Origin of the sequence: Ochrobactrum teleogrylli (assembly GCF_037482325.1) — a bacterium.
In the GTDB taxonomy this organism is placed as follows: Bacteria; Pseudomonadota; Alphaproteobacteria; order Rhizobiales; family Rhizobiaceae; genus Brucella; species Brucella teleogrylli.
Genome location: NZ_JBBHKQ010000001.1, coordinates 2,725,383 through 2,741,565, shown reverse-complemented (window position 1 = coordinate 2,741,565; position 16,183 = coordinate 2,725,383). Strand labels below are relative to the sequence as shown.

Below are 16,183 nucleotides of genomic sequence, written 5' to 3'. Positions count from 1 at the left end.
ATCGTCTTTATCAATATGACCGGCCCCGAGGGGCGATCCTGAAAACTCTGGCGATCTTTGTGCCCCCAATTCAGTCGGGCGGCAAGAGCTTCGATCTTGCTACAGATTTCAAAGAGATAGTGCTGCACAACTGCATTGTCATGACATGGGGACGAAAGATTCTGTCTTTGGTCAAAAAACCGGGCTCATTTGCAAGTTTAGCGGCCCTGCGACGCGCTGTAATTCAAGAGCAATTTGTGGTATCAAAGAGTTGATTAGCATTCTACCTAATTAAGGTAGGTGCTGATTGTGATGAAATATCAATGGGATAGACGTGCTTGTCTTTCATTATGAGGCAGGTGCGATATTTTGTGTCGCCTTCTTGCTATTGAGCATCCGATCAAATTATCCCAAATAAACCATATTAAAATGAAAAAGCGCCTATTGATTGCAGGGAATGGACCTTACATCGGGCGTGCGCCTGTCTTCTGGGTGGGTGTTTCTCGACCGTAAGTTTATTGACCGGAAGTTTCTTGAATTGAGTGCCGTGGATTATCTGAAGGACGTCATGACAACCGACACCACAAACAGCCCCGTTGCGCAGACCGCAGCCCCTTCCGGGCGCGGCAAGGGCGGCGTGCGTTTTGGTGCGTCCCAGAAGGCCGAGTCGCTTTTTCATGCCGCGCAGCGCCATTCGATCCGGGTGCGGGTGTTGAAAACCGCCCTGCCGGTCGCGGCCGTCGCGCTTGCGGCGGTGTTTTCCTGGTACACATTTCTGGCAACGCCAGCGACCCCGATCAAGGTCGAGATGAATACGGGCGGCGAGAACGGCAAGCTCGTCATGGCCAGCCCGCATCTCAACGGTTACACCAAGGACAACAAGCCCTATTCGATGACCGCCTCCAAGGCGACGCAGGATGCCAAAAATAGCGGCGTCATCACCCTGGAAGGCATTCAGGCGGAACTGCCGGTCGGTGAAAGAGGCACGGCAAAGGTCGAGGCGGCCTCCGGCATTTACGATAATGCCAATGGTCGTTTGCAACTTGATAAGGACTTTGTCGTAACCACGAATGAAGGTTTGCGTGCGGTGATGCGTTCGGCAGATGTCAATCTGAAGAGCGGGCAGATCACAACCGACAAGCCGGTCGATATTCGCAGCGGAAATACGCATATTCTGGCCGATACCATGCAGGTCAAGGACAACGGCAAGGTTCTGATTTTTGAGAACCGCGTTCAGATGACCGTTGACGGCAGCGTGGTTTCGGGAAACAAGGCGCCCTGACCGGGTGCAAAAGAACGGCATATCCGGCGTTCAGCCCCATTTTCGGGCCTGGCGCGGATTTGTTTTTTATACGCATTTTGCAAAGCCTTATGTTCCCATTTGGCGTCAAAGTGCTTAATGTTGCATCTGGAGGCAGGTTGTTTACATCATGACGCCTGCATTCGGGGACTGAATTTATGGAACGTGAGACGGGCAAGATGATCAAGGGCACTATGGCTCGCACGATGCGGGCAGGATTCGCAGTTCTGGCGCTTGGCATCGTTGCCGCTCCTTTTGCCGCTTCCGCACAGGAAGCCGCAGGCGGCGCAGTGAACGGCCTCAAGCTTTCCAACAGCAAGGCACCGGTCAAGATCGATGCCGACAAGCTGGAAATGCGCGACAAGGAAGGCGTTGCGGTTTTCACCGGCAATGTTTCTGTGGCGCAGGGCGACGCGCTGTTGAAGGCAGGTCTGATGACTGTCTATTACAACAAGGCGGCCAAGGACGGCGAAGCCCCGAAGGAACCGGCAAGCGCCGGTGTCGGTGGCCTTGATTCGTCGAGCATCGATCACATCGATATATCCGGCAAGGTTTACCTGAAGTCGGGCACGCAGGTCGCGACCGGCGATACCGGTCGTTACGACGCAAAAAACCAGATCATGATTCTCGAAGGCTCGAAGGTCGTTCTGACGGATGGTGACAATGTCGTCACCGGTTGCAAGCTGACGGCGCATCTCGATACGGGCCGCGCCAATGTCGAAAGCTGCAAGAGCGGCGCGAACAGCAAGGGCCGCGTGTCGATCATCATGGCGCCGAAGGATCAACAGCAGGGCGGTGCCGCGCCCAAGCAGAACTGACCGGAGCACGTGTGGGATTGTTCTGGAACAAGAAAGACGGCGAGCCGCAAGCGGTTGCCGAGAGTGTCGGCTCTTCGGGTGAACCTCATGGCGCCATGCCAGCACAGCCGGGCAAGACGGCGCGCCTGAAAGGCACGCTGGTCGCGCGCGGCCTCTGCAAGAGCTATCGTGGCCGTCAGGTCGTCAATGGCGTGTCGTTTGGCGTGCGCGCTGGCGAGGCGGTTGGCATCCTCGGCCCCAACGGTGCGGGCAAGACCACCTGTTTCTATATGGTGACGGGTCTGGTTCCAGCCGATGCCGGTTCTATCGAAATCGACGGTTTCGACGTGACATCCATGCCGATGTATCGCCGTTCGCGTCTTGGTATCGGCTATCTGCCGCAGGAAGCCTCGATTTTCCGTGGCCTTTCGGTCGAGAACAATATCAAGGCCGTGCTTGAAGTGGTCGAAAAGGACCGCAAGAAGCGCGCTTCCGAACTCGACGCGCTGCTGGAAGAGTTCCATATCGCGCATCTGCGCAAGGCGCCCGCCATCTCGCTGTCGGGCGGCGAGCGCCGCCGTCTGGAAATTGCGCGCGCGCTTGCCTCGCGCCCGAATTTCATGCTGCTCGATGAGCCTTTCGCGGGCGTCGATCCCATCGCGGTTTCGGATATTCAGCAGCTGGTGCGCCATCTGACCAGTCGCGGCATCGGTGTTCTCATCACCGACCACAATGTGCGTGAAACGCTCGGTCTGATCGATCGCGCCTACATCATCCATGCCGGTCAGGTGCTGACTCATGGCCGCCCGGCCGAGATCGTCGCCAATCCTGACGTCCGTCGTCTCTATCTTGGCGATCAGTTCACGCTCTAAGTTTTCCATGACGACACAATAATCTGGCCCGAAAGCTTCGGCTTTCGGGTCTTTTAAAGCTGGCTCCGTTACAGCCGCTCTAAAAAAACCGTCAATATTGCGACTATTTTCCTCATTTGTCCCAAAACTGCACATTCTGAATTGACAAGCAAGGTTCATACCAGTTTTGATCGGGAAGAAGCGCCGGTCAGAAAGATCGGCTGAAAATAGCGGCTCAGGGTTCGGTCGACCAGTCGTTCGCAGGGGGAATTAACGCATCGTATGGCTCTGTCGCCTAAGCTCGATTTTCGTCAGTCACAATCGCTGGTGATGACGCCTCAGCTGATGCAGTCGATCAAACTGCTGCAGATGACGCATCTTGAGCTTGAACATTTTCTCGATCTGGAAATCGAAAAAAATCCGCTGCTGGACAGAATAGAGGCAGCGAATGATGATTTTTCCGGCGCTGACGCGGCGCGGGATGATGACCGTTCTGCCGCAAGTGATGATGGAACGGATGATGGGGCCTTCGACGAAGCGCAGGCGGATTGGTTCAAGACCGACGCGCCGGACGCAGCTGAAAATCTCTCCACCACCTTCGACAGCTCGCTGGAGAATATCTTTCCCGATGATCCGGGGCGCTATGACGAGATCAATCCAGACCTTGCCGCCCAGTGGAAATCGTCGACCCTCGACGCCTATAGTGGCGGCAGCGGTGGCGGATATGATCTCGATCAGGTGACGGCGAGCCGGGTCTCGCTGGCTGACTTTGTGGGCGAGCAGATTGCCCTGACCTTTCCGAAAACCTCCGACCGTTTCATCGCGATGGCTCTTGCCGATGCGCTGGACGAAAGCGGCTATCTGCGGGGCGATATTATCGGTCTGGCGCAAAATCTCGGCGTCGAGACCTCGGAGGTCGAACGGGTGCTGGCGATCCTGCAAAGCTTTGATCCGCCTGGAATTTTTGCACGCGATCTGCGCGAGTGCCTTGCGATTCAGCTGCGCCTGAAAGACCGTTTCGATCCAGCCATGGCAGCGCTGGTGGACAATCTCGACCTTTTGGCGCGACGGGATTTTGCGACGCTGAAAAAGCTCTGTGGGGTTGATCAGGCTGACATTCTCGACATGCTGTCTGAAATCCGCACGCTGGACCCGAAGCCCGGCGCTTTGTTCGAGGTCGCGGTGGCCGACGCCATCGTGCCGGATGCGGTGGTGACGCCTTCGCGTGACGGCGGCTGGGCGATTGAACTCAATCCGGCGGCCATGCCGAGGCTCATCGTCAACAACGAATATTATGGGGAAGTGAGCGCTTCCGTGAAGGCTGAGGAAAAGACGTTTCTGGCCGACTGTATGCAGACGGCAAGCTGGCTGGTGCGCAGCCTTGATCAGCGCGCGCGAACCATATTGAAGGTGACGCAGGAAATTGTGCGCCAGCAGGACGGGTTTCTGCGCCACGGCGTGACCCACCTGAAGCCCTTGAACCTGCGCATGGTCGCCGATGCGGTGGGCATGCATGAATCCACCATCAGCCGCGTGACCGCCAACAAGTTCATGGAAACCCCGCGCGGCGTGTTCGAATTGCGCTATTTTTTCACGGCTTCCATCGCCTCTTCGGAGGGCGGTGACGCCCATTCTTCTGAAAGCGTGCGGCATCGTATTCGCCAGATGATCGACGCCGAAAAGCCCGATGATGTGCTGTCTGACGATGCAATTGTTGATGCGTTGAAGAAGGACGGTGTGGATATTGCGCGCAGAACGGTCGCAAAATATCGGGAATCGATGAATATTGCTTCATCGGTTCAGCGCAGGCGTGAAAAGAAAGCCAAGCTTTCTGTTTCTTAGAACGCATCCCGGAACGCGAAGCAGTTTTCGGAAAAGATGTGTGTCAAAACAACTGTTTAAACCACCGGTTCCCCGGTGGCCTGGAATAGACGATTGTACCTCCAGAGCGTTTTCGACCAGTTCAAGCCCCAGGAGAATGCTCTGAAATTTTGAACTTGAAGCACCGCACGATCAGAAAAAATCGATGATGATCGTGAGAACCGGCAGCGCTTCGAGTTGGCCTACTGGCAGGAGGACCAATTGACAAGCGCCGTTTCAATCAATAGAAGCCCCGCTCGCGCTGCGACGCTGGCCCGAAAAAGCCGGAATTCTTCGGTTTTGCGGCCTTATGCGTATGTGGCACGAAATATGCATCGGCTTTTTCTGAAAGAGAATGTGGATGTCCGATTGCTTAAAGGAAAGGCAGTTTAGCAGAAAGGGCAACGATCACGCGTTTGGGGCGTTGCATAAGACAAGGGATGTTCGGGGTGCCGTTTGACCGGTTTTAAACCGGAAAAGCGTGGATTTCGAAGGTGTTTCAAGGCTCTGACCGGCGATCTGGATCAAGGCTGAAAAACCCGTAGGATGAAAGCCATCTTTGATGACGGTTCGCTTTGCGCTTCGCTTGCCTTGTGATTAGACTAAGCCCTGTGGTGTAACGCAAATGAGGTGTGCCAATGACTCTGCGTGTATCTGGAAAGCATATGGACGTCGGTGAAGCTTTCACAACCCGGATCGTGGATCGGGTGAATGAAACGGTCGGCAAATATTTCGATCATGGCTTTTCCGGGCAGGTAACGGTCACGAAGTCCGGTTCACGATTCAGTGCGGATTGTACATTGCACCTCGACAGTGGTGCGACGCTACAAAGCACTGGCGATGCGCAGGATCCGCAGCTGGCTTTTGATGCGGCAGCGGACAAGATCGAAACCCGCCTTAGGCGCTACAAGCGCCGTCTGAAGTCGCGTACGGCTACCCAGCCAAATGCGATCTATGACGACGTGGCATATCGTGTTATGGCACCGCTGCCGGAGGAAGAGGAGGAGCTTCCGGCCGATTATGCGCCAACCATTGTGGCGGAAACGTCCGTCGCCCTGCGCACCATGTCGGTGGCTTCGGCGGTGGTCGAGCTTGATCTGATTGAAAATCCCGTTCTGGTTTTCCGGAACGCGGGCAATGATGAAGTAAACATCGTCTACCGTCGAGCGGACGGCAATATCGGCTGGGTTGACCCATCGACGGTTACCCGCCAGGCCGCGCCTCGCGTCTGACGGCAAACCCGAAGCGCACGTTACGCGTTATCGCCAGTGAAGGGCGAGCCCATTTATGGGTGGTTGCGTGCGCTTCCCAAAACCGGGCCGCAAACGGTCTGATTGAAGAAGGAACGGAGAGAATGGATCTTAGTGATCTGATTCAGCCGGGGGCGATTATCCCCGCGCTGAAAGCCAGCTCCAAAAAGCAGCTTTTGCAGATTTTGTCTGAAAAGGCTGCGGAACTGACCGGTCTCCCTGAGCGTGAAGTTTTCGAAACAATTCTCCAGCGTGAACGCCTCGGTTCAACCGGGGTGGGCAGCGGTGTGGCCATTCCACACGGCAAGCTGGCGAATATCGGCAAGATTGCCGGCATCTTCGCGCGCCTTGAAACGCCGGTTGATTTCGAGGCGCTGGACGATCAGCCTGTCGATCTCGTTTTCCTGCTGTTGGCTCCGGAAAATGCCGGGGCCGATCATCTGAAAGCCTTGTCGCGCATTGCGCGTATGCTCCGCGACCCGGATATGGTCGCCAAGCTGCGAGGCACCCATGATGCACAGGCGCTCTATTCATTTTTGACAGCCCAGCCGGCGTCCAACGCCGCCTGAGCCACTAAGCATAATCCGACCGGCGTGAACGCGGCTCGACAGATTGTGCTTCAAATACAAGAACTGGAGCGCCGGATTTGTTCGTACCGGCGCTTTTCAAAAGGAAGTGTGTAACGGTTTTGCGTTCAGAAATGCCAGAAAGCAAATATACGGAGCGGTTCTGACGATTTCGTCAAAACAGAAGCATTCCGGTAAATCATTTTGGTAACGCCGTCACTCGGACAGAGTGGCGGCTTTTGTATTTCGGCGTCATCGCTAGTATTATTAGGCTAATATAATATATGGATTATGCAATTGATGACATTCGTGTAAACGGAACGTGTAAATTTCATAACCAGGACAAATTACATGAAGAAATCTATTTCAATATTTATTGTTACGATTGTGTTTTCCGGTTCCGCCCTAGCTGAAGAAACTAAGGCGGAGTGCGTAGAGCGTGTCGTCAAAGAATGTACCGCGAAGCACGGGAGCGATTTACTAGAATTCAATCCTAATTATCATAATTGTCTAATGGAAAATCTGCCTCTCTGTCCCGGATTTGGAAAGTAATTTAGATTAATTATACTAAGGAAGAATAAATTGAGAAAAGTAATTTTTGCATTGATTTCGTTGCTATCTATTTCAAATGCTGCTTTGGCTGTGGACAGGATGGCGTGCATCAATAAAGCGGTTGAAATGTGCAATAAAAGACATTCGGATCAGTTTTCGCAGGAACATCGTGACTGTGTCAAACATATCGGCACTCTGTGCTCGGTTGAGGCAATACAATTGGGCACATCAAAGTGAAGGCCTTCCGGTTCCGCGCTGGCTAATGCGAGGGAGGCTTGCTTCAAGAATGCCCAGGCGACTTGTAAGCAAGCGCTTATCGAAGCTCAACACGGTAAGCAGTCTCAATTTCTCGAAGCAGTATCATGACTGCTTCAAGCAAGAGCAGCTCAAGTGTCAGTAGATTGAGAAGTCGCGCCCGGCTGATGCCGGCAATGGCGCAATGAGGACGATAGCGGCTTCCTTACAAGGCGGGCCGCTATCGCCACATATTCGACAGGGCTGCCATTTTAGTTAAGCAGCACCGTGCGTAATTCGTGTTCATGGGCGCCTTGCAGCGCGGTGGCGCGGACATCGGAGAGCACGATAGGCTCACCGCTTGCGCCAAAGAGGGCCCAGAGCTCAAGGCCCGGCTCGATTGGTGGGAGGGCAGGGAAGCTGCGAGCAAGGTCGTCGGAGCGAATCTTGCGCACGTAGGCAATTTCACCTTCGCCCAGATGAGCGAATTCATTTTCGGTGAGAACCTGTTGTCTGTTCATGGTCTTAGCCTCCATTTGAGCGGCACACCATTCACGGCTATGCCGCACCAGAGCTTCACGATAGTTATCATAGCCTTAATGACTGAACGAAACCTGAACGTTTTTCAGTCTTTCACAGCTATGTTGATTTTCTTGATCAGCCGTTCCGGTTCCGGTCGGTCGAGATCGACAGCGAGAAGACCGTTTTTCAACTCGCAACCCAGCACCCGCATACCATCGGCCAACACGAACACACGCTGAAACTGACGCGCCGCGATGCCGCGGTGCAGATATTCGCGTTCGGTGTCGTCGGTCTGTCGACCGCGGATGACAAGCTGGTTGTCTTCCGTCATGACGTCGAGATCGTCGCTGGCAAAACCTGCCACGGCAAGCGTGATGCGCAGGCGCTCAGAGCCTGTTTCGCCGCGCAGGCGTTCGATATTATAGGGTGGGTAGCCATCGCCGGATTTTGCAATCCGTTCGAGTGTCTTTTCCATCGTGTCGAATCCGAGCAAGAGAGGGCTCGAAAACGGAGTCATTCTTGTCATTGCATCAGTCCTTGATGAGAAGCGACCGTTATGAAGAGAACCCGTTCGGCGTATCTCTTCGCTAACTGATATGGCTTGTGAAAAGCCCGACTTCAAGGGCCAATGCCGGAATCCCCCTTCGTTCTATCGTAAAACGACGATGGGGAGGGCGATACCCGCCACTGTTGCGGGGCGGGCAGTGTCAAACTTAGCATATCGAGAAATGTGTTCTACCGTCTTGCTTCGGCAAGCGCTGCGCGAAAAGCGGTGGCGAAATCCTCACGGTCGTCGGGGTTCAGAAAGCTGCCGATGGCGACATGCTTGTCGCGGCTTTCAACGCTCATATCCGTGATGCCGATGTCCGGCTTTCGCGCCACGCGAAAGCGTGTCCAGAACGGATTGAACTGATGTGCGGTCAGTTTGCCGGATGGTGCGTATTGGCGGATGTGCAGGGCTGCACGCGAAACGGAAATCTCTTCGCGGGCCTGCGCCGCGCGATAATTCCAGCGAAATGCCAGATAGATCAACAGCACGTCGAGGCCGAAAAAGCCGAAGATCGGCCAAGCGCCGATGGACCAGAACAGAATGCCGACAGAAATCCAGCAGGCGATGAGGGCTGCCATCAGAACGGTAAAGCCCGTGCGCCCCAGCGAGCGATAGGGTCTCAGCAAGGCTTCAAAAATAGGGGTCTCGAACCTGTCCGGTTCCGCGCCGTCTGGGTGGTGCATGGGTGTCTGAGCCTTTGAACGCCGCCTGCGTCAAGCTGCGGGTTGTCTTCCAGGAACAGACCTCAGTATAGAGACAGAATGCAAAAGGCCAAAATCAAATCGCCCGTGACTGTTTCCGCCGCCCCGCCAGCACGGCGTCCGCGCCGCGTGGCTGGTACGCTCTATACGGCTGATGAGATTCACGAAATCTTTCGCCGCTTCTCGGTGCAGCGCCCGGAACCCAAGGGCGAACTGGAGCATGTGAACGCCTTCACACTGCTGGTCGCGGTGGTGCTGTCGGCGCAGGCGACGGATGCGGGCGTCAACAAGGCGACGCGCGGCCTGTTTGCGGTTGCCGATACGCCGCAGAAAATGCTGGCGCTGGGCGAGGAAAAGGTCGGCAGTCACATTCGCACCATCGGCCTTTGGCGCAACAAGGCGAAGAATGTCATCCTGCTTTCGGAAGCCCTGATCCGCGACTATGGCGGCGAGGTGCCAGGCGACCGTGACGAGCTGGTCAAACTGCCGGGCGTCGGGCGCAAGACCGCCAATGTTGTGCTCAACATGTCGTTCGGCCAGCCGACCATGGCGGTGGACACGCATATATTGCGTATCGGCAACCGGATCGGTCTGGCGCCCGGCAAGACGCCGGAAGCGGTCGAGGCGATATTGGTGCGGGTGATACCGGCGGAATATATGTTGCACGCCCATCACTGGCTGATCCTGCACGGGCGCTATACCTGCAAGGCGCGCAGGCCCGAATGCGAACACTGCGTCATCGCCGATATCTGCAAGTCGCCGGAAAAGACCTGCGATGTGCCCGCCGCGCTGGTTCCGCTGCCGCCTCAGGCTTAAGTTCTGGCAGGCTTTGCGGCCTCGCGCTGCGATATGGCTTTGTGCAGATGCACCATCATGGTTGCCGCAAAAAGCGGGGTCAGAAGATTGACCAGCGGAATGGCCATGAAACCGGCGATCAGCAAGCCTGCCAGAAAGACCGTCACGCCATAATGCGAGCGTAGCGCCCTGGCTTCCGCTTCGGTGCGATGGCGTATGGCGGCGAATTCGAAAAATTCGCGTCCGAGCAGATAGGCGTTGACGACGAAGAAGGCGATCAGGTTGATCCCCGGTACGAAAAGCAGGGCTAGCGCCAGCAAGTTGCCAAGGATCACCACGCCGAGGAATTTCAGCGACGTCACGATGGAGCGTCCCAGCGGCAGGGCGTCGCCCGCAGGATCGTTCGGATAATCCGTGCGCTCGACCACTTCCGCCACATCGTCGAGGAACAGACCGGCCACAAGAGCGGTCACCGGCGCGATCATCAGCGCCAGCACAAGCGCAAGCCCCAGTCCCGCCGCGACAGCGGCGACGATTCCGAGCCAGCCTGCCCATGCGGGCATGCCCGGCAGCAATTGCTCCATCCACGGCCAGGCATAGGTAAAAAAGATTTGACGAATGCTGACCCAGAGACCGGCCAGCAGCAAAAGCGTCAGACCCAGCGTTTTCCAGAAAACCGAACGAAACTCCGGCGTCAGCAGGCGGGAGAGGGCTTTCAAGGCAGCGTCTATGATCATTCTTCTTCCGTTTTGCGCCTGTTTTGGCTGTGGACGAACTGAAAATAGGAACGAGCCGTGGGCTGTGCAAGCCGGACTACCCACATCCCGGGATTGGCGCGGGGTAGCCAAAGGGGCGGCAAAAGGCTAAACCCGCACGCGCATATTTGCATAAGCGTATCAATTCCACGATACGCAGCTGGCGCCAAAGCCTCCTCCTGCCATATCGAGGGCGGGCTGGAGAACTGAAAAAAGGGGAGCTTCTCGCGCTCATGGCCACATTCGACGTTCTTTGCATCGGCAATGCCATTGTCGATATTCTGTCGCGTACGGACGACTCATTTCTCGAAACCAACGGTATCGTCAAAGGCGCAATGAACCTGATCGATGCCGATCGTGCAGAATTGCTCTATAGCCGCATTGCAGGTCCGGCGACTGAAATGTCGGGCGGCAGCGCGGGCAACACGGCGGCAGGCGTCGCCAGCCTGGGCGGACGCTCCGCCTATTTCGGCAAGGTAGCGACTGACCATCTCGGACGTGTCTTCGCGCATGATATCCGCGCGCAGGGCGTGGCCTTCGATACGCGTCCGCTGGAAAAGGGGTCGCCGACCGCCCGCTCGATGATTTTCGTGACGCCGGATGGCGAACGCTCGATGAACACGTTTCTCGGCGCTTGCGTCGAGCTTGGACCGGAAGACGTCGAAACCTCCAAGGTCGCCGATGCCAAAGTCACCTATTTTGAAGGCTATTTGTGGGACCCGCCGCGCGCCAAGGAAGCCATCGTGATGGCGTCGAAGATCGCGCATGAGGCGGGCCATGAAATGGCCATGACGCTCTCCGATCCGTTCTGCGTGGACCGCTATCGCGAAGAGTTTCTCGACCTGATGCGCCAGCGCACGGTCGATATCGTTTTCGCCAATGAAGACGAAGCCAAATCGCTCTATCAGACCAAGTCGCTCGAAACGGCGATTGCCTCGATGCGGATGGATTGCAAGCTGTCGATCATCACGCGCTCGGAAAAGGGCGCCGTCATTGTGACGCCTGATCAGACGCTCGAAGTTCCAGCCATCGAGATCGACGAACTGGTCGATACGACCGGTGCGGGCGATCTTTATGCGGCGGGTTTCCTCTATGGCTATACCAAGGACCGCTCGCTGGAAGATTGCGCACGGCTTGGCTCGCTTGCCGCCGGTCTCATCATCCAGCAGATGGGCCCGCGTCCGCTGCTCAGCCTTGAGGCTGCTGCAAGTCAGGCTGGCCTGATCTAGCACTACAGTTGCATTCTTCGCCATGCCGGGCTGCAACGAGCAATTTCCTGCGCGCCGGTGCTCACGTACCCAAAAGTACGCTCCGCTCCGGTGCTCGAAAATCACTCGTTTCGCCACGGCCTGACGAATTTGCAACTGTCGTGCTGGTCTCTATTCGGACCGAATGATCCGGTCGCGCTGGAGTTCTTCTTCGGTGCGGCCGGGACGGCTTTTATAAACCGGCAGGTTCCAGCCGAAATAAAGCGCCCCGCCGCGCACGGTAAAACTGGTGAGCGCTGCGACCACCGCCGAGAAGAACGGATCGACACCAAGGCGCGCCAGCCCGACATAGAGGCAGGCGCCAGCCAGTGCCGCCGTGATATAGATTTCCCGCCGCATGATCACCGATGGCTCTCCGGCCACCATATCGCGCAGGATACCGCCCAGCGTGGCGGTGAAAATGCCCGTGACGATGGCAACCGGCGCGCTGACGCCAAGCGCAAGCCCCTTGGCCGCGCCCATCACCGTGTAGGCCGACATGCCGATGGCATCGAGCCAGAGCAGCACGCGATAGCGTGATTCCACCCTATGAGCGGTGAAATAGACCGCGAAGGCGGCCAGTGTGCCCGCCAGCAGATAGATCGGTTCCTGAACCCAGAAAACCGGCGTGCTCAGCATCAGATCGCGCAGCGTTCCGCCGCCGATGCCGGTGATATTGGCAAGAAAGATGAAGCCCACAATATCGAGCTGCCGCCGCGAGGCGGCAAGCGCGCCGGTGGCTGCGAAGACGAAAACACCCGCAAAGTTCAGAAACTGCACGACGGTCACGCGGGCTCCCCCCAGCAAGATATATGATGCGATTTTCTATTGCTCTGCGCGCCTTGGCAATATGTGTGTATGAGCGCAGGTCAGCAGATACAAAAAAGCGGCGGATAAACCGCCGCTCTGATCGTCTATCTCAGTAGATAGGCTTTATCAGCTGTTGGCTTCCGCGCCGCCATTTTCGGCAGCAGCCTTGGGGCCACCCTTGGATACGCCGACCATGGCCGGGCGCAGCACGCGGTCGCCAATGGCGTAACCAGCCTGCACAACCTGCACGACGGTATTGTTCGGCAGATCCGGGTTCGGTACCTCGAACATGGCCTGGTGGAAATTCGGGTCGAATTTCTGGCCTTCCGGCTCAAGCTTGGTGACGCCGTGGCGTTCCAGCGCCTGCAGCATGGCGCGTTCGGTCATTTCCACGCCTTCGGCCAGCGACTTCAGGCTGGCATCGGCTTCCAGCATTTCGGCTGGAATGGTGTCGATGGCGCGGCGCAGATTGTCGGAAACCGACAGCATGTCGCGGGCGAAATTGGTCACCGCATAGGTGCGGGCATCCTGCACGTCGCGCTGGGTGCGCTTGCGCAGATTTTCCATTTCGGCAGCAACGCGCAGAACCTGGTCCTTGAGTTCCTTATTATCGGCTTCGAGCGCGAGAATACGGTTTGCGGTTTCATCGACCGCATTGTCCGCTTCGTCTTCCGCAACTTCGGCGCTGGCTTCCGCCTTGCGCGCTTTCAGGAAATCGGCGGCAGCCCGGTTCAGCGCCTCACGATCCCGTGGATTGTTGATGTCGCGCTGCTCAAGATCGGGGTTCTCGGTTTTGTTCTTTTCGTCAGACATAATGCTTCTTCCGTCTTGAATATCTTCTGGGGCGGATATCGAGTTTCAGGCCATTAAAATCAAGGCTTAATTTCTGCTGACCCGGTAAGATTGACACCTCACCGCAACAGCCGCGACACGATCTGTGCCGTATAGTCCACCATCGGCACGATACGCGCATAATTGAGGCGGGTCGGGCCGATGACGCCAAGAGCCCCGACCACGCGCTGTTCGCTGTCGCGATAGGGCGCAACCACCAGCGACGAGCCGGACAGTGAAAACAGCTTGTTTTCCGAGCCGATGAAAATGCGCACGCCCGAACCGGTTTCGGCCAGATCGAGAAGCTGGACCATGCCGTCCTTGGTTTCCAGATCGTCGAAGAGATGGCGCAGGCGCTCGATATCTTCCTGCGCGTGAATATTTTCGAGAAGATTGGCGCGCCCCCGCACGATCAGCCGCGACGGCTGGTCGGAGCCGGTGCCACCCCAGACGGCGAGGCCCTGTTCGACAAGTTCCTGCGAAAGCTGGTCGAGTTCCTGACGGGTTTCCTCCATCAGCACTTTCAACTCGGCCTTGGCTTCGGAAAGCGTATGGCCGTGAATATGCGCGTTGAGGAAATTGGACGCTTCGACCAGCTGCGAAGCGCTGATGCCGACCGGCAGATTGATGACGCGGTTTTCCACATCGCCATTCTGCATCACCAGCACGGCCAGCGCGCGGGTCGGCTCAAGCCGCACAAACTCGATATGTTTCAGCGCGCCTTCGGTCTTGGTGGCGAGCACGAGACCAGCCCCCCGCGACAGGCCCGACAGGACCTGACTTGCCTCGGTCAGCACGTTTTCAACCGAATTGCTGTTTCCGGCGGCGCGCACCTGCGCCTCGATGGACGAGCGCTCGCCGGGCGCCAGATCGCCGACTTCCATAAAGGCATCGACGAAAAAGCGCAGGCCGATCTGCGTCGGCAGACGGCCCGCCGACACATGCGGCGCATAGATCAGGCCCAGATGCTCCAGATCGCTCATCACATTGCGAATGGTGGCGGGCGAGAGCGAATGTGGCAGAAGACGGGACAGATTGCGCGAACCGACCGGGTCGCCGTCGTTGAGATAGCTCTCGACGACCAGCCGGAAAATTTCGCGCGACCGCTGGTCGAGCGAATTCAAAAGCTGATGTTCAGGCGATTTCATCATGATAAAGCGGCGAACCTGTTGATTGCTTGCCTTGAATATAAGGTTGCTGCGCCAAGCGTCAAAGGCTTTAGCCTCACACTGGCAATCCTCTCAACATATCTTTGGCTCCGGAACGATGTGAAATGCCTTTCTATTTGTGCCCGGGGGGCCTAAAAAGCCGCACGGAAAACTTTGAATCCCAAAAAACTCGATCAAGGAATTTACTATATGCGTCCATCCAAGCGTGCTGCCGACGAAATGCGCGCCGTCTCTTTCGAGCGCGGCATCTCCAAACATGCGGAAGGCTCCTGCCTGGTCAAATTCGGCGACACCCATGTTCTGTGCACGGCAAGCCTTGAGGAAAAGGTGCCGGGCTGGATGCGCAATACCGGCAAGGGCTGGGTTACGGCGGAATACGGCATGCTGCCGCGTTCGACCGGCGACCGCATGCGCCGTGAAGCAGCCACCGGTAAGCAGGGCGGACGTACCCAGGAAATCCAGCGTCTGATCGGACGCTCCTTGCGCGCTGTTGTCGATATGCAAGCGCTGGGCGAAGTGCAGATCACGGTGGACTGCGATGTCATTCAGGCCGATGGCGGCACGCGCACGGCAGCCATTACCGGCGGCTGGGTGGCCCTGCATGAATGCCTGCGCTGGATGGAAGCGCGCCAGATGGTGCGGGTCGAGAAGGTGCTGAAGGACCACGTTGCGGCTATTTCCTGCGGCATCTATGAAGGCGCTCCTGTTCTCGATCTCGATTATGCGGAAGATTCCGTCGCCCAGACCGACAGCAATTTCGTCATGACCGGCGCAGGCGGCATTGTTGAAATTCAGGGCACCGCCGAGGGCGCGCCTTTCTCGGAAGAAGAGTTCCTGAACCTGATGAAGCTGGCGCGCAGCGGTGTGGATCGTCTTGTGTCGTTGCAGAAAATGGCGGTCGCTTAAGAGCCTCACTCAAAAAAGCGTATTTGCAGCCGCACAAGACGACTTTTGGAACAGGCTCTGATAGGACAGTGTCTGCTCCATCTGAATAAGGAGACCTGATCCATGCGCGCTGCACGTATTCTTGAAACGGCTCTCTATGTTCGCGACGTCGCCGAGGCGGTAGAATTCTATCGCGACACAATGGGGCTGGAGCCGGTGGGCCAGCTTAGCGAGCGCAACGCTTTCTTCCGCTGCGGCGAGGGCATTTTGCTGCTTTTCAAGGCGGAAGAAACCTTGAAGCCGCCTTTGCCCGGCCATCTGCCTGTGCCACCACATGGCACGACGGGGCCGGGTCATGTATGTTTTGCCGCAAGTCGTGCCGAGATCGACGACTGGCGGGAACATCTGCAACAACATGGCGTCGCCATTGAGGCCGGTTTCGATTGGCCCAATGGCGCACATTCGATTTACTTCCGCGATCCATCCGGCAATTCGCTGGAGATCGCCGAACCCAAACTATGGAACTGAA

17 protein-coding genes are annotated in these 16,183 nt (G+C 56.8%); 10 read left to right on the top strand and 7 right to left on the bottom strand.

The genetic code is table 11. The features are described 5' to 3' along the window. Positions 1-547 precede the first annotated feature (547 nt). From lptC to ptsN, 6 genes are all read left to right on the top strand, one after another. Complete coding sequence (gene lptC / locus WIX40_RS12885; protein ID WP_109370146.1) at positions 548-1,261, top strand: LPS export ABC transporter periplasmic protein LptC; 714 nt, start codon at positions 548-550, stop codon at positions 1,259-1,261. Between the two features lie 176 nt (positions 1,262-1,437). Further along, positions 1,438-2,097 carry an LptA/OstA family protein gene (locus WIX40_RS12880; RefSeq protein WP_109368182.1) on the top strand — a complete coding sequence of 220 codons (660 nt, stop codon included), beginning with the start codon at positions 1,438-1,440 and terminating at the stop codon, positions 2,095-2,097. A gap of 11 nt (positions 2,098-2,108) precedes the next feature. Beyond that, the gene (gene lptB / locus WIX40_RS12875; protein ID WP_109368183.1) at positions 2,109-2,948 is read left to right on the top strand and encodes an LPS export ABC transporter ATP-binding protein; all 840 of its coding nucleotides are present in this window, start codon (positions 2,109-2,111) and stop codon (positions 2,946-2,948) included. Positions 2,949-3,209: 261 nt separating this feature from the next. After that, positions 3,210-4,769 carry an RNA polymerase factor sigma-54 gene (rpoN, locus tag WIX40_RS12870; protein ID WP_339440082.1) on the top strand — a complete coding sequence of 520 codons (1,560 nt, stop codon included), beginning with the start codon at positions 3,210-3,212 and terminating at the stop codon, positions 4,767-4,769. Positions 4,770-5,425: 656 nt separating this feature from the next. Beyond that, entirely contained in the window at positions 5,426-6,019 is a 594-nt protein-coding gene (hpf, locus tag WIX40_RS12865; RefSeq protein ID WP_109368185.1) for a ribosome hibernation-promoting factor, HPF/YfiA family, read from the top strand. Between the two features lie 122 nt (positions 6,020-6,141). Then, positions 6,142-6,606, top strand: a complete 465-nt coding sequence (ptsN, locus tag WIX40_RS12860) for a PTS IIA-like nitrogen regulatory protein PtsN (protein WP_078339638.1) — start codon at positions 6,142-6,144, stop codon at positions 6,604-6,606. A 1,055-nt stretch (positions 6,607-7,661) separates the two neighbouring features. Here the strand turns inward: ptsN and WIX40_RS12855 are convergent. From WIX40_RS12855 to WIX40_RS12845, 3 genes are all read right to left on the bottom strand, one after another. Further along, entirely contained in the window at positions 7,662-7,925 is a 264-nt protein-coding gene (locus WIX40_RS12855) for a BQ00720 family protein (protein WP_371830795.1), read from the bottom strand. Positions 7,926-8,014: 89 nt separating this feature from the next. Beyond that, positions 8,015-8,437, bottom strand: coding sequence for an Hsp20 family protein (locus WIX40_RS12850; protein ID WP_109368187.1), 423 nt, complete (start codon positions 8,435-8,437; stop codon positions 8,015-8,017). Positions 8,438-8,646: 209 nt separating this feature from the next. Next, positions 8,647-9,144: a DUF2244 domain-containing protein gene (locus WIX40_RS12845; protein ID WP_121537130.1), complete on the bottom strand. Its 498-nt coding sequence runs from the start codon at positions 9,142-9,144 to the stop codon at positions 8,647-8,649. 78 nt (positions 9,145-9,222) lie between these two features. Between WIX40_RS12845 and nth the strand changes: the two genes are divergently transcribed. Continuing rightward, entirely contained in the window at positions 9,223-9,978 is a 756-nt protein-coding gene (gene nth / locus WIX40_RS12840; RefSeq protein WP_109368189.1) for an endonuclease III, read from the top strand. Here the strand turns inward: nth and WIX40_RS12835 are convergent. Beyond that, complete coding sequence (locus WIX40_RS12835; RefSeq protein ID WP_339440077.1) at positions 9,975-10,694, bottom strand: sulfate transporter family protein; 720 nt, start codon at positions 10,692-10,694, stop codon at positions 9,975-9,977. The genes nth and WIX40_RS12835 overlap by 4 nt on opposite strands. A 251-nt stretch (positions 10,695-10,945) precedes the next feature. Here WIX40_RS12835 and WIX40_RS12830 point away from each other — a divergent pair, with 251 nt between their 5' ends. Then, a complete protein-coding gene (locus WIX40_RS12830; RefSeq protein WP_109368191.1) occupies positions 10,946-11,941 on the top strand; it encodes an adenosine kinase in 996 nt (331 codons plus the stop codon). A gap of 150 nt (positions 11,942-12,091) precedes the next feature. On the opposite strand, the gene WIX40_RS12825 is transcribed toward WIX40_RS12830, so the two are convergent. The 3 genes from WIX40_RS12825 to hrcA form a co-directional block, all read right to left on the bottom strand. Beyond that, entirely contained in the window at positions 12,092-12,748 is a 657-nt protein-coding gene (locus WIX40_RS12825) for a trimeric intracellular cation channel family protein (RefSeq protein ID WP_109368192.1), read from the bottom strand. Between the two features lie 147 nt (positions 12,749-12,895). Next, positions 12,896-13,582 carry a nucleotide exchange factor GrpE gene (gene grpE / locus WIX40_RS12820; RefSeq protein WP_109368193.1) on the bottom strand — a complete coding sequence of 229 codons (687 nt, stop codon included), beginning with the start codon at positions 13,580-13,582 and terminating at the stop codon, positions 12,896-12,898. A gap of 98 nt (positions 13,583-13,680) precedes the next feature. Continuing rightward, positions 13,681-14,751 carry a heat-inducible transcriptional repressor HrcA gene (gene hrcA, locus WIX40_RS12815; RefSeq protein WP_109368194.1) on the bottom strand — a complete coding sequence of 357 codons (1,071 nt, stop codon included), beginning with the start codon at positions 14,749-14,751 and terminating at the stop codon, positions 13,681-13,683. Positions 14,752-14,958: 207 nt separating this feature from the next. On the opposite strand from hrcA, the gene rph reads away from it, so the two are divergent. Further along, a complete protein-coding gene (rph, locus tag WIX40_RS12810) occupies positions 14,959-15,675 on the top strand; it encodes a ribonuclease PH (RefSeq protein WP_078339626.1) in 717 nt (238 codons plus the stop codon). A gap of 102 nt (positions 15,676-15,777) precedes the next feature. Further along, on the top strand, positions 15,778-16,182 hold the full coding sequence (locus tag WIX40_RS12805; protein ID WP_109368195.1) for a VOC family protein: 405 nt from the start codon (positions 15,778-15,780) through the stop codon (positions 16,180-16,182). Position 16,183 lies beyond the last annotated feature (1 nt).

What these genes read in the sequence shown, in the direction of transcription:
- lptC (WP_109370146.1), top strand. Translation starts at nt 548, where the DNA reads ATGACAACCGACACCACAAACAGCCCCGTTGCGCAGACCGCAGCCCCT.
- WIX40_RS12880 (WP_109368182.1), top strand. Translation starts at nt 1,438, where the DNA reads ATGGAACGTGAGACGGGCAAGATGATCAAGGGCACTATGGCTCGCACG.
- rpoN (WP_339440082.1), top strand. Translation starts at nt 3,210, where the DNA reads ATGGCTCTGTCGCCTAAGCTCGATTTTCGTCAGTCACAATCGCTGGTG.
- hpf (WP_109368185.1), top strand. Translation starts at nt 5,426, where the DNA reads ATGACTCTGCGTGTATCTGGAAAGCATATGGACGTCGGTGAAGCTTTC.
- ptsN (WP_078339638.1), top strand. Translation starts at nt 6,142, where the DNA reads ATGGATCTTAGTGATCTGATTCAGCCGGGGGCGATTATCCCCGCGCTG.
- WIX40_RS12855 (WP_371830795.1), bottom strand. Translation starts at nt 7,925, where the DNA reads ATGGAGGCTAAGACCATGAACAGACAACAGGTTCTCACCGAAAATGAA.
- WIX40_RS12850 (WP_109368187.1), bottom strand. Translation starts at nt 8,437, where the DNA reads ATGACAAGAATGACTCCGTTTTCGAGCCCTCTCTTGCTCGGATTCGAC.
- WIX40_RS12845 (WP_121537130.1), bottom strand. Translation starts at nt 9,144, where the DNA reads ATGCACCACCCAGACGGCGCGGAACCGGACAGGTTCGAGACCCCTATT.
- nth (WP_109368189.1), top strand. Translation starts at nt 9,223, where the DNA reads ATGCAAAAGGCCAAAATCAAATCGCCCGTGACTGTTTCCGCCGCCCCG.
- WIX40_RS12835 (WP_339440077.1), bottom strand. Translation starts at nt 10,694, where the DNA reads ATGATCATAGACGCTGCCTTGAAAGCCCTCTCCCGCCTGCTGACGCCG.
- WIX40_RS12830 (WP_109368191.1), top strand. Translation starts at nt 10,946, where the DNA reads ATGGCCACATTCGACGTTCTTTGCATCGGCAATGCCATTGTCGATATT.
- grpE (WP_109368193.1), bottom strand. Translation starts at nt 13,582, where the DNA reads ATGTCTGACGAAAAGAACAAAACCGAGAACCCCGATCTTGAGCAGCGC.
- hrcA (WP_109368194.1), bottom strand. Translation starts at nt 14,751, where the DNA reads ATGATGAAATCGCCTGAACATCAGCTTTTGAATTCGCTCGACCAGCGG.
- rph (WP_078339626.1), top strand. Translation starts at nt 14,959, where the DNA reads ATGCGTCCATCCAAGCGTGCTGCCGACGAAATGCGCGCCGTCTCTTTC.
- WIX40_RS12805 (WP_109368195.1), top strand. Translation starts at nt 15,778, where the DNA reads ATGCGCGCTGCACGTATTCTTGAAACGGCTCTCTATGTTCGCGACGTC.